Genomic DNA, 13,866 nt, shown 5'->3' with positions numbered 1-13,866 from the left:
AATCAATTCCATTATTTTATGAAAAAAATTACATATACATTATTCTTTGCTTTACTTCTTTCCATAGGAATGTTTACTTGCTTTGCTCAAGTTGAAAACATTGTGGAGTACAATGATTTTCAATTCGATACTAATTCAGGTTTTACAAGTTTTGTAAGTCACAATCCTAACAATGTTGCAGTAGGAACATTAATCAAAAGAACGGCTAATTTACCAACCGATGAAGTTGATGCTCCAGGGACAAGTATTTTAGGATTTATCAGACCTACAAATAATATTGGTCATTATACGGATGTTAGAACTCCTAAATCCATCAAATTATCGGGTAATAGTAGTACCGAAAACTATGAAGGTATTAGTTGGCTCGTCACTCAAAGCGTAGATATCTCTAAATTACTTGAAATGTCAGTCTGCTTTGCTTCACAAAATCAATACCATGAAGGAGCTGATGATGAAGACTTTCAGGTTTTGATTGCATTCAACTATACTGATGGTGCAGATCCTTCAACCGCTACATGGATAGATGTAACAGCAAATATTACCAATATTAATGGAATCTATGCAAACGACGGAAATTGGGCCTATTCAAATCTGGATCTAGCTGATCACATCAGCACTTCAGGCTCTGATAAATTTGTATTAGCCTTCAAATACACTTACCACAATGATGGAAACCCTTTCAGTGGTACCGACAATAGAAACGGAAACTGGAATATTTCTGATGTTAAATATTCTTGGAGCGGTTATCAAGAGACCTTAGAAAACTACACAGATCCAACAAACGAATGGTCTACCGAAAGTTACGCCGGCGATAATGGATTTTCTTGGACTATAGAAGCGAAAACAACCACAAATAGAATTGGCCCTACAAAAGAGTTATACATGGTTGCTGATAAAACGGGTTTAACTTCTGGAACCATTTCTGGTGGGATCAAATCATTTGCCGTTTCTTGTAAAAATATATTCACAACAACCTCAGCAAATTTAGAGTTATTGATTAACGGAAACACTGTTGGAACAACTAGTAATACTACAAATGACGAAGAATATATTTTTAAAGTTGAAAACATTGACATCACAGGTGATTTTACTATTGGTTTTAGAAATGCTGACACCTCAAATGGTTCTGTAGCTTTCGACAATTTAATGTGGGCAACATATAGCGGAGTTGCCAGTACAAAGTCTCAAGAAAAAATTAGTTTTAGTGCCTACCCTAACCCAGTAAGAAATACGTTATTTATAAAGACTCAGCAAAATACAACGATTGACACAGTTCAGTTAATTGACCTTACAGGAAAAATAATCTATGAGTCAGCCGCGGTTTCATCTATTGATATTCAATCTATAAAATCTGGTCTTTACATTCTTTTTTTAACCACAAAAAATGGAATATCTTCCAGTACAAAAATTGTGATCGAGTAAATTAGTTTTCTAGTCAGAAAGCTTCCTATTATTAATAGGGAGCTTTTTTTTTGAGTATTCTCCCCCTTCTTTGAGACCAAAAATCCCCGTTATTAAAATTTCTAATACTATTAATTTTATCTCGTACTTAATTAATATTAAATTAGAAACATGATTTATACCTTCCTAAAAACAAATAAGTTTTTTATCACTTTCATTTTTATCTCGCAAACATTTATTTCTCAAAGTCAATACATGCCAGCAATTGAATCTTTCGAAAAAAATGAAGCCCTAGAATATTACACTCCTTCTAAAGGATCTAATCTATCTACCAGCAATCAGCATCATAAATTTGGGAAACAGTCTTTAAAATGGGAATGGACTCAACCAGGATCCTTCACCACTAAAAACCTTAGAGCATTGACTTTAGAGGAAAGTCCTTTAAAATATGGAGACCATTTTCCTGCGAGTCCTACCCTATCATTTTCAATCTACAATGAATTTGCTCAAAAAGAAAAAATAAAAATAGCTACTAAAACCAATTCTAATGAGGAAATATTTTTTGAAATTGAATTAAGTTTTACAGGATGGAGAACCATTTGGGTTCCTTATTATGAAATGAAAGGAGCAGCACCAAATAAAGAAGAAGAGTTACAAATTATAGATTTTTCTATAAGTACAAAAGCTGCGAAAGGGGCCTTGTATTTTGACGATATTGTATTTTCTCAATATCAAGATGACAGACATTCGTACCCAGATAGAGTCGTTCCTTTTATAAAATCGGACAAAGAACCAGGATCAGACCATTGGATGCCTTTGATGACTAATATGGATTTTATCAATAGCATCGAACCAACAAAAATAACTTCCACACAAAAACAAGACCTCAAGACTATTGAAAAAAAACTAGACAACGCCATTGGTACGTATAAAAAAAGAAAAGTAGACCTTGAGAAAATCAAAACATCCTTTGAGAAATTACGACTATCGGATAACGGAAAAACCATTTTAGGTCCACCAATGAATTTCAAGCAAGAGCAAATTTACTTTGATGCCAAACAACAAGGACCATTTCAAAGCAATGAGATAAATGATTTAGGAAAAATAATAAAAAACATTGGCCAAAGTTTTTCTTCTGCCTCGGCAAATGAAAAAAAAGAACTTGAAAAAATGTTTCTAATGGCAACTAATTATTATTTAGATCAAGGTTGGCAAGAAGGAGCTTCTGGTGGAACTAGACATCATATTGGTTATAATGTTAGAGAACTGGCAGAAGGCTTTTTTATGATGCGTAAAACATTAGAAGAGGCTGATTTACTAAATAAAGTCGGTGGAAGTTTACATTGGTTATTTAATTTGGGGATGGTTCTCGATGATGAAACAAAATTTCATGTCAATCTAGACTATCTTAATACCCAAGCTTACTATCATCTACTTCTTATTTTTTTAGTTGATGAAAGCAACAAACAGGCTGTAGTTTTAAATGCTTACTCAAATTACATCGGAATCACGCTAGGGCAACAAAACCAAGAATGGGGTTTTAAAATAGATGGTACATCATGGCATCACAATGGTCATTATCCCGCTTATGGAATGGGAGCTTTTAGAAATGTTCCAAGAATTATTCAAACTTTATCTGGTACAAATTTCAGAATTTCTGAAAAAGGACATGCAAACTTCAAGAACGCATTTTTAACGACTCGAGAATACAGTCAGAAATACGACTATGGATTTGGAAATGCCGGTAGACATCCTTTGGATGGCAATGACATAAAATCGTTGAAAACACCTTATTTACAAATGGCTTACTCTGGTAATCCAGAAGGAACGGAGAAAATTGACAGGGAAGTTGCAAGTGCCTATCTTAGACTTTGGGGTAAAAGTGATGCTCTAAGTCGTGACACATTTGCTAAACTTAATAATATTAAAGAAGAAAATTTAGATGGCTATAAGTCTTTGCCTTATGCAGCTACTGCAATTCATAGAAGAAATGATTGGGCAGCCATTATAAAAGGTTATAGCAAATATGTTTGGGCTTCTGAAATATATGTAGGTTCCAACCGATATGGAAGATATCCTGCGAATGGAACCATCCAACTTTTAAATGAAAAAGGAGAAGCCAGAAGTGGTTTCAAACAAAATGGTTGGGATTGGAATAGATACCCAGGTGCCACCATTATTTATCTTCCATTTTCTGATTTGGAACCTAATACTCCCCTATTGATGTATCGCTCTAGCGAAACTTTTGCAGGAAGCTTAGAACAAAATGGTAATGGAGTGTTCGGAATGATTTTAAACGAATCTAAAGGTTCTAATGCTGATGGAAATGAAGTGAACGTAGGGTTTCCAGGAAAGCTTAAAGCTAAAAAATCTATTTTTTCATTTGGAGAAAAATTAATTTGCATCGGTACCAATATCTCAAGTGTAGATTCTAAAAACCCGACACAAACCAATTTATTCCAAACCGCATTGAATAAAACAAACAATCCTACATATGCACAAAAGGGTGGATCTATTTCAAAATCATCTTATGAAAAAGAATGTGGAAACTTTGTAATTGATCCTTATGGAAATGGATATTATATCCTATCAAACTCAAAGGCCATAAATGCTAGAAAAGAACAAAACTCATATCATAATAAATACTCGATTAAAACGGGTAAAATGGACCCTAAAGGAAAAGGGCAAAAAGAAACTAAAGGAAAATTTGCTTCTGCATGGATTGATCACGGCATAAGTCCCTCTAATGCTTCTTACCAATATGTAATATACCCTTTTATGAAAAAAGAGGAGTTTAAAAAATTTGGTAAAAAAGCAAAAAAAGATAAGTCTTATAACATCCTTCAAGCAAACGCAAATGCACATATCGTGCACGACAAGCCAACCAATACCAGTGCATTTGTAATCTTTAACGCTTCAGAACCAATACAACGCGGAATTCTAACAAAGGTTTCACAACCTGCTATTATTATGTCAAAAAAACAATCTAGTAATTCTTATGAAGTTTCTATCGTACAACCAGATTTAAATTTTGAAGCGGTTAAATCTAATAGATATATAAACAATAGTAGACCCGTAAGCCTAAAAATTACCTTTAAAGGAAATTGGACTATCAAAAACAATCATGACATAGAAAAAATCACAAACGAAAATGGAAATACTTGCGTAGAAATGATTTTTCAACATGGATTTAAATCCACCTTACATCTTGAAACTGAATAGGTGAAGATCTAAAACAGAAAAAATAAATACAATCGATTGTATTTCTGTAGTGGTTTTTGTTATATTTACACGAAATTAAACACCTCTCAACCGAGGAACTAAACAAAACCAAAATGAAGAAAACACCTATAGCTATTATTCTGGCTATACTCCTATTTTCCCTAAACTCGTGTGAATCCATACAGAAAACAAAAACGATCAAGTTAGCGCATGGATTAGACATGAGCCATCCAGTACATAAAGCTATGGAATTTATGGCTAGCGATTTAGAAAAAAGATCTGGAGGTACTTTAGCCATCGAAATTTACCCAAATCAGCAACTGGGTAATGAACGTCAGACAGTGGAACTTTTGCAAATTGGAAGTTTGGGTATGACTAAGGTATCGGCTGCGATTATGGAAAATTTTGCACCCAACATGAAAGTATTCGGATTGCCATTTTTATTCAGAGACCGTGCTCATGCCTTTGAAGTTTTAGATGGAAAAATTGGAAAAGAATTATTGGATGGTGGACAAAAGTACTGGCTAAAAGGTTTAGGTTATTACGATTCTGGAAGTAGAAGTTTTTACACAAAAGACCGTCCTATTTCTAAACCAGAAGATTTGAAAGGTTTGAAAATTCGTGTTATGGAAAGTGTAACCGCTATGAACATGGTGAACAGTTTAGGTGGCTCTCCTACTCCAATTTCATGGGGTGAATTATATACTTCGCTGCAACAAGGTGTTGTGGATGGAGCAGAAAACAATCCACCAAGTTTTTATCTATCACGTCATTATGAGGTTTGTAAATTCTATTCTTTAGACGAACATACAACAGTACCCGATGTTTTAATCATGGGAACTCATCTTTGGAACAGCCTGAACAAGCAGCAGCAAGAATGGGTTCAAGCCTCTGCTACAGCATCCGTTACCTATCAAAGAAAATTATGGGCAACTGCTGAAAAAGAAGCTTTGGAAGAAGTTCAAAAGGCGGGAGTTGAAATCATCCGACCTGATAAATCAAGCTTTCAAGAAATGGTTACTTCTATGTATGAAGACTATAAAGATGAAAATGATGTGTATAGTTTGATTCACCGAATTCAAGCGGTTAAATAAAAGTATTATGGAAATTAGAAAAAAAGTAGATGCTATTTTAGGAACCACACTTTCTGTGATTATGGGAATTATGGTTATCAATGTTTTATGGCAAGTATTTACCAGATTTGTAATAGGAACTCCAAGTTCGTTTACAGATGAATTGGCAAGATATTTAATGATTTGGGTAGGAGTCTTAGGTGCCGCCTATATATCTGGAAAGAGAATGCATGTTGCCATTGACTTAATTCCTCAAAAACTGAGTGAAGCAAATCAAGTCAAACTAAAAGTTTTTGTAAATACATTAGTCATTTTATTCTGTTTCGGAGCTTTGATTATTGGAGGCATTAGGTTGGTGTATATCACCTACAGTTTGGAGCAATACTCTGCGGCCTTACAAATCCCATTAGCATTGGTTTATTTGGTGATCCCAATTAGTGGAGCATTGATCATTTTTTACAAAGTCTCAGACATCATCAACAAACAATTATTGTAATGGAATATATACCCATAATCATATTAGTTTTAAGTTTTTTAAGTTTTTTATTAATCGGAGTTCCGGTTGCATGGAGTATTGCTATTTCATCTCTACTTACCATGTTTGCAAGTATCCCTGTGTTACCTGCATTAACAACGGTTTCACAACGTATAGGGACAGGTTTGGACAGTTTCGCCTTATTGGCTATTCCGTTTTTTGTATTGTCCGGCCAGCTCATGAATAAAGGTGGAATTGCACATCGATTGATCAATTTTGCCAAAACCCTTGTGGGATCTCTTCCTGGAGGATTAGCGCTGATCAATGTAATTGCTGCTATGCTAATGGGATCTATTGCAGGTTCTGCCATGGCATCTGCATCTGCAATGGGAAGTATATTAGGTCCTGAAATGGAAAAAGAAGGATATTCAAAAGAGTTTGGAGCTGCTGTTAATATCACCTCTTCTACTATAGGTTTGATTATTCCTCCGAGTAATGTACTAATTGTTTATTCACTTGCAAGTGGTGGAGTTTCTATTGCGGCACTATTTATAGCAGGATATATTCCAGGGATTTTAACCGGTTTATTGCTGATGGTTGTTGCTTCATTTTGGGCTAAGAAAAAAGGCTACAAACTCGGTGAAAGAAGTTCCTTTAAAGCTGTTGGAAAAACATTTATTGACGCTTTCCCTAGCCTGATGCTTTTAGTAGTAGTTATTGGTGGTATTGTTGTTGGAATTTTTACAGCAACGGAGGCATCCGCAATTGCTGTTTTGTACACACTGATTTTAGGGTTTTGGTATAAAGAAATTACCGTAAAAGATTTGCCTCAAATTTTATTAGATTCTTGTGGGACTACAGCGATTGTAATGTTATTAATTGGTGCTTCTATGAGCATGTCATGGGTAATGTCGTATGAAAATATTCCTCAGAATATTTCTGAAGTTTTATTAGGAATTAGTGACAATAAAATTGTCATTCTTTTGATCATCAACTTCTTGTTACTATTTGTTGGGATTTTCATGGACATGACTCCTGCAGTATTGATTTTCACACCCATCTTTTTACCTATTATTACAAAGCTAGGGATGGATCCAGTACAATTTGGTATCATAATGGTACTTAATTTATGTGTCGGACTTTGTACTCCCCCTGTAGGCTCTGTTTTATTTGTGGGTGTAGGAATTGCTAATACAACTATTGAAAAAGTAGTTAAACCATTATTGCCTTTATTCTTAGCAATGATTTTAGCTTTAATGCTGATTACTTATGTACCTTCATTAAGCTTATGGTTGCCAAGTGTATTCGGATTATAAAAATATATTATACCAAAGCAAAAAGCCTTTCAATAAAATTGAAAGGCTTTTTTAATTTTAACAGTAAAAGCTTGTGTTTGATTCTAAAGTAGCATTGATCCGTTTTCATTAAACATAAAAAAGTCCCTTCAAAAACTGAAGGGACTTACATAATTTCGTGTAATTATTAACTTGTTAAAGACTAATATCAAGATCTTCTAAGGCCAGTTCATATGCTCTAATGCGATCTACACAATGAATCATATATTGCTTTGCTAGGCTTATCAGTTCAGTTCTTTTATTAAATTTATCTGAATGCAATAAGAATTCAATAATTTGGTTTTCTGAAGTCATTACTTTTGTTAATATGTTACTATTTCATTATTCTCAAAGTGAAATTCACTTTCAATTAAGGCATTTTCATCAGAGTCAGAACCATGGATTGCATTTTCAGCAATAGATTCTGCAAATTGATTTCTTATGGTTCCTTTTAATGCTTGTTTTGGATCTGTTGCTCCAATTAAGGTTCTAAAATCCTCAACCGCATTACTTTTTTCTAGCACTGCAGCTACAATAGGCCCACTAGTCATATAAGCTACTAATTCATTAAAAAAAGGTTTCTCTTTATGAATTCCATAAAATTCAGAGGCCTTCTGCTTATCTAATTGAGTCAACTTCATGGCGACTATTTTAAAACCTGCTGCATCAATCTTATTTAAAATTGGGATCATATAACCTTTTGCAATCGCATCCGGTTTTAACATTGTAAAAGTTCTATTTGTACTCATTCTATTTCTAGAATTTATGTATGCTTAATACTGAAGATTAATATAAAAAAGGGACTAACACTTGAATCAAATCAATAGAAAGTCCCCTAAAATTTTTGTTGTTATTTAATCAAGTGAGGTTGGAAAGCTCCTGTTTCTTGACAGCAAATTTGCTCCATTACTTGTAATAACTCTCTTTTCATTAGAGAAGTCGTATGATCTCCTCCTTGTTTTCCTAAAGCACCAACTCCATACATAAAACTTCTACCCATAAAAGTAAAATCTGCCCCACTAGCCATTGCTCTAGCGATATCCGGACCTCCTCTCAAACCAGAATCGACCATTATTTTTATTTGATCACCAAATTTCTCTGCTAAGTTTGTCATCGGTACTATAGAAGATTGTCCTGCATCTAACTGACGACCTCCATGGTTGGAAACAATAATTCCATCAACACCTAAGTTTATAGCTTTTTGAGCATCTTCTTCACTTACCACTCCTTTTATAACTAATTTCCCTTTCCATTGTTCACGAATAGAAGCTATTCTTTCTTCATTAAGTCTTCCCGAAAAGGTGGCATCCATAAATTCCCCTAACTTTTTTAAATTTAACCCTTTAGGCATATATTTCTCTAACGTTTTAAAACTAGGTTGTCCATGAATTAATGTTTGTAAGGCCCAATCAGGCTTTTTCATTACTTCAATAATATTTTTAACACTCATACTTGGTGGCATTGCCAGCCCATTACGAACATCCCTCGGTCTATATCCAAAGGTGGGTACATCTGCCAAGATTACCAATACGTCCGTACCAGCAACTGCAGCTCTATCCAATAAATCTCTTTTCATAGATTCTTCTGCAGGATGGTACAATTGAAACCAAGACTTTCCTTCTGTGATTTCCGCAATACGCTCTATACTAGAAGTAGTAACCGTACTTAAAATAAATGGGATGTTATGCTCTTTTGCAGCTTTCGCAAGAATCTCCGGAGCATTTGGCCACATCAATCCTTGAAGTCCAACTGGAGCAATCCCGAAAGGAGCATCATACGTATGTCCAAATAATTCAGTTTTCATCTCTGATTTTTCAAATTTAGATAAATATTGAGGCATCAATTCTATCTTTTGTAAATCAGTTCTATTTTTATCTAAATTGATATCTTCATTACAGCCTCCATCTAGATATTCAAAAGCAAATTTTGGCATTTTTACCATTGCTCTTTTTCTTAAATCGTCTACGGATGGATATTTTGGATTGATTGTTAGTTTCATGATATTTATTTTTCTTACTATTTATGACAATAATGTCTTGAAAATTACGAACTAGATATAGAATAACTTTACAGTACAATATTATAGGATTTATGAGCCATTGTCTCCCTAATATTTGATTCAAAGTGATACTTTTTTTGCTATATAAACATACAATACACAGATAATGCAATTTTTAAATATCATTATTCAAAGAAAAAAGGTTTGTATTCTCTAATTTACATCAGAAAAAACAAACCTTTACGCTTAAACTAAACTAAATTCTATTTTTTATAGGCAACCACATTTTGTTTAGAGACACCTAAACCTTCTATCCCTAATTCTACAACATCTCCAGGTTTTAAGTATAATTCTGGTTTCAATCCCATCCCTACACCAAAAGGAGTTCCTGTGGAAATAATATCCCCAGGTAACAACGTCATAAATTGAGAAATATGACTGATTGCTTCTTGAATATTGAAAATAAAATCTGACGTAGAACTATTCTGCATCACCTTACCATTTAACTTTAACCAAAGATTTAAATTGTTTGGATCTTCAATTTCATCGGTTGTTGCAATAAAAGGACCTATCGGTGCAAAAGTATCACAGCTCTTTCCTTTTACCCATTGCCCAGAACGTTCTAGTTGAAACGCTCTCTCACTTACATCATTGTGCAATACATACCCAGCAATATGATCAATTACTTCATCTTTCTCTAAATAAGCTGCTTTTTTACCTATCACTACTGACAATTCAACTTCCCAGTCTGTTTTAGTACTTCCTTTTGGAATCATAATATCGTCATAAGGTCCTACCATTGCGGAAGTTGCTTTAAAAAACAAAACTGGTTCTTTTGGTACTTCCATACCTGCTTCCGCTGCATGCTGTGCATAATTCAATCCAACACATACAATTTTAGAAGGCCTTGTTAAGGGAGCTCCCAATCTAACCTCATCTCCAATTTCTGGGCAAGAAGTTTCATTGCTTGCTACCCATTGCTTTAATTTATCAATACCATCATTTCCAAAAAAATCTTCGTTATAATCTGAACCAAATCCAGAAACATCAATCTTTTTTCCGTTTGCTAGTTGTACTCCAGGTTTCTCCTGCCCAACTGCTCCAAATCTAATTAACTTCATATACTATTATTTATTTTATTATTTTCCATTTAATGTTACAAACCCTCCATCTATTGGATAGTTTGATCCTGTAATAAATCCAGCTTCATCAGAACACAAGAACAGAACTAAATCTGCTATTTCTTGTGTACTTCCCATTCTACCAATAGGTTGCGTTTTAGATAATTTTTCAAACATCTCTTCCTCTTGCCCAGGGTAATTCTTACTAATAAAACCATCTACAAAAGGAGTGTGCACTCTTCCTGGTGCAATACAATTACATCTGATCCCATCATTTATATAATCCTTTGCTATAGAATAGGTCATCGTCAAAACGGCCCCTTTCGACATAGAATAAGCAAACCGATCATTTAGTCCTACTGTTGAGCCAATAGACGCTACGTTAAGAATTACTCCTCCTCCATTCTCTTTTAAAGAAGGAATACTTGCTTTGATACAATTATACACGCCTTTGATATTTACGTTATACAAACGATCCAAATCTTCCTCTTCCACTGCCTCCACATTTCCTACATGGGCAATACCAGCATTGTTTACCAAAATAGAGATATTCTCTTCTTTTGAAATGGAAGAAATTACATCTGTTACATTTTTTTGATTCGACACATCGCATTGATGTGCTTTTCCGGTACCTCCTAATTTTTCTATTTCAAGAATTGTCTCTTCCGCACCCTCTAAATTAAAATCTAAGATGTGTACCTTAGCTCCTTGCTGTGCAAATGTCATTGAAATAGCTTTCCCTATTCCGCTTCCTCCACCAGTTACTAGAGCTATTTTATTTTTTAAACTAAACTTCATACAATCACAATTATAGTATTCTATTTTTATAAAGACATTCCACGTTTCCAAGGAATAAAATCATCTTGACCTAAGATCCTGGCCTTGGTTTGCTCTCCACTTGCCACTTTTATGATATATTCTAACAAGGCCTCTCCTGCTTCCGAAATATCCATAGTTCCTTCAATGACACTCCCTGTATTAAAATCTATTATATCATTCATTTTTTGATATAATTTTGAATTTGATGCTACTTTAATAACGGGTGTAATTGGGTTTCCTGTAGGAGTTCCTAACCCGGTAGTAAACAAGATAACATTAGTTCCTGAGCCTGCCAAACCTGTTGTGGATTCCACATCGTTCCCTGGTGTACACAATAAGTTCAATCCAGGTTTTTGAACTTGTTCCGTATAATCCAAAACATCTTGAACTGGCGATGTTCCTCCTTTCTTTGCTGCTCCCGCAGATTTAATCGCGTCGGTTATCAAACCATCCTTGATATTTCCTGGCGATGGATTCGCATAAAACCCAGCACCCAACGCATCTGCTTTTTCACTGTAAACCGACATGATGTTTGAAAATTTATTGGCTATCCTTTCGTTAGAACATCTATTGATTAATTCTTGCTCTACTCCATTTAATTCTGGAAACTCAGACAAAACGGTTGCGCCGCCTAAACCGACAATTAAATCAGACACATAACCCAAAGTAGGATTTGCTGAAATACCAGAAAACCCATCGGATCCCCCGCACTCTAAACCAATCACTAACTTATCTAAGGGGGCCGGTTTTCTTTCTATTTTATTGGCCTGAACAAGACCTATAAACGTCTTTTTTATTGCCTCTGAAATTAAATCCTTTTCAGAAACGCTTTGTTGTTGTTCCAAAACATAAACTGTTTTATCTATCTTTGGTGACATTTTTTTCAAGGCATCTTGTAAAATACTCACCTGTGCATGTTGACAGCCCAAACTTAAAATAGTAGCTCCTGCTACATTGGGGTTGTTTATATAACCTGCCAATAAATTGCAAAGGGTTACCGAGTCCGATGTTGCCCCACCGCAGCCTCCATCATGAGTTAGAAATTTGATTCCGTCAATATTTGGGAACAAGGGGTTTTTATAATTATGACTATCGCTTATGATAATATCTTTAGCTAACAACTCCGATTCCGATGCTCCATTATTGTAACTCTCGACTAAACTTTTCACATCAAATTGAGCATGTTTCTTTTTTGAAAAACCCAATTCATCAACTAGTGCTTGCTCTAGAACTTCTACATTTCTGTTTTGACAAAAAACCAATGGAATGATCAACCAATTATTCTCTGTCCCTACTTTTCCATCTTCCCTATGATAACCATTGAATGTTTTATTTTCAAACTTACGAATATCAGGAGCATCCCATGACATAGTTACTTTAGTTTCCGATACTTGGTATTTTTCTGTATCGTGTTCCAAATTAGAAGTACTTATCAAACCTCCTTTAGAAATTCTCTTTATAGCTCTACCAACCAAAACACCATACATATAGACAGCATCACCTTTTTCTAAATCAACGACACTGAATTTATGTTTTGCGGGAATACTTTCTTTAAGTTGGTAAAATTTTTCTCCAAATACAACCTCAGAAAATTCTTTCAAATCGGTTAATGCTACAAGTACATTATCCTTACTATGAATTTGTAAAACCTGCTTAGAATCCTTCATAAAATGTATCTCCTGTTTTATTATGAGACAAAATTAGGATGAAAATGAAGGTAGATGTTATATCAATATAGCACTATATGATACTATTATTGCATCTTACCAATAGAAGTCATGATAAATCGCAAAATTCCGTGCTTTTTGATCAAATTGTATTGGTTTTTACGTTGTAATTTTTCAAATACTCAGAGGGGGTACAACCCATGACCAATTTAAATTGTCTATTAAAATTAGAGATATTATTAAAACCAGATTCATAACAAACAGCGGCTATATTAAACCTTTTTTCCATTAATAATTTACATGCGTAGCCAATTCTAATTTCCGTAACATATCTAGAAAACGTTTTTCTGTTCACTCGTTTGAAGTACCTACTAAAAGCAGATACATTCATATGTGCAATGTTTGCGGCCTCTTCTAGATTGATCTCTTTATTGAAATTTTTAAATATATAGGCTTGTACATTGTCTTGCACCTCACTTTTTGTAGCCTTAAAGGAATTTACGAAACCATCACTCGCTAATTTTTTAACCTCTTTATGTTTTGCCAATTTATCAAGAATCATTAAAAATGAAATGGTTTTAAGAAAACCTTTCATCTCCAACATCTCTTGAATTTCATCAATCACATCTGTTCCGACATTTAAAAACTTCAAGCCACATTTAGACCTTTCAAACAATTCTAAAAGATGAATCATTTCTGGTGTTTCAAAAAAAGCTGCTCCTAAATAATTTTGCTTAAAATGAATTGCTATTGCC

The 13,866-nt window shown here is 34.3% G+C and carries 11 protein-coding genes; 5 read left to right on the top strand and 6 right to left on the bottom strand.

Translation table 11 applies throughout. From position 1 onward, the window contains the following. Positions 1-18 precede the first annotated feature (18 nt). From P8H68_RS00620 to P8H68_RS00600, 5 genes are all read left to right on the top strand, one after another. Positions 19-1,422, top strand: coding sequence for a T9SS type A sorting domain-containing protein (locus tag P8H68_RS00620; RefSeq protein WP_300320261.1), 1,404 nt, complete (start codon positions 19-21; stop codon positions 1,420-1,422). Positions 1,423-1,656: 234 nt separating this feature from the next. After that, on the top strand, positions 1,657-4,623 hold the full coding sequence (locus P8H68_RS00615; protein WP_300320258.1) for a chondroitinase family polysaccharide lyase: 2,967 nt from the start codon (positions 1,657-1,659) through the stop codon (positions 4,621-4,623). Positions 4,624-4,736: 113 nt separating this feature from the next. Beyond that, positions 4,737-5,717: a TRAP transporter substrate-binding protein gene (locus P8H68_RS00610; protein WP_300320256.1), complete on the top strand. Its 981-nt coding sequence runs from the start codon at positions 4,737-4,739 to the stop codon at positions 5,715-5,717. 7 nt (positions 5,718-5,724) lie between these two features. After that, positions 5,725-6,192: a TRAP transporter small permease gene (locus tag P8H68_RS00605; protein WP_300320254.1), complete on the top strand. Its 468-nt coding sequence runs from the start codon at positions 5,725-5,727 to the stop codon at positions 6,190-6,192. After that, positions 6,192-7,487: a TRAP transporter large permease gene (locus P8H68_RS00600; protein WP_300320251.1), complete on the top strand. Its 1,296-nt coding sequence runs from the start codon at positions 6,192-6,194 to the stop codon at positions 7,485-7,487. The genes P8H68_RS00605 and P8H68_RS00600 overlap by 1 nt, the downstream gene beginning before the upstream one ends. A gap of 341 nt (positions 7,488-7,828) precedes the next feature. Here P8H68_RS00600 and P8H68_RS00595 read toward each other — a convergent pair whose 3' ends face one another. The 6 genes from P8H68_RS00595 to P8H68_RS00570 all read right to left on the bottom strand — a co-directional run. Next, positions 7,829-8,254, bottom strand: coding sequence for a nucleoside-diphosphate kinase (locus tag P8H68_RS00595; protein ID WP_300320248.1), 426 nt, complete (start codon positions 8,252-8,254; stop codon positions 7,829-7,831). A gap of 101 nt (positions 8,255-8,355) precedes the next feature. Next, a complete protein-coding gene (locus tag P8H68_RS00590; RefSeq protein ID WP_300320245.1) occupies positions 8,356-9,504 on the bottom strand; it encodes an alpha-hydroxy acid oxidase in 1,149 nt (382 codons plus the stop codon). Positions 9,505-9,767: 263 nt separating this feature from the next. Continuing rightward, entirely contained in the window at positions 9,768-10,625 is an 858-nt protein-coding gene (locus P8H68_RS00585; RefSeq protein ID WP_300320243.1) for a fumarylacetoacetate hydrolase family protein, read from the bottom strand. An 18-nt stretch (positions 10,626-10,643) separates the two neighbouring features. Further along, positions 10,644-11,423 carry a glucose 1-dehydrogenase gene (locus P8H68_RS00580; RefSeq protein ID WP_300320241.1) on the bottom strand — a complete coding sequence of 260 codons (780 nt, stop codon included), beginning with the start codon at positions 11,421-11,423 and terminating at the stop codon, positions 10,644-10,646. A 26-nt stretch (positions 11,424-11,449) separates the two neighbouring features. Beyond that, on the bottom strand, positions 11,450-13,111 hold the full coding sequence (locus tag P8H68_RS00575) for an altronate dehydratase family protein (protein ID WP_300320239.1): 1,662 nt from the start codon (positions 13,109-13,111) through the stop codon (positions 11,450-11,452). Between the two features lie 142 nt (positions 13,112-13,253). After that, positions 13,254-13,866, bottom strand: a 613-nt coding sequence (locus tag P8H68_RS00570) for an AraC family transcriptional regulator (RefSeq protein WP_300320236.1), incomplete at its 5' end; no start/stop codon positions are given.

Source organism: Flavicella sp., from assembly GCF_029238425.1.
Taxonomy (GTDB): Bacteria; Bacteroidota; Bacteroidia; order Flavobacteriales; family Flavobacteriaceae; genus Flavicella.
This window is presented reverse-complemented; position numbering and strand designations above follow the sequence as displayed.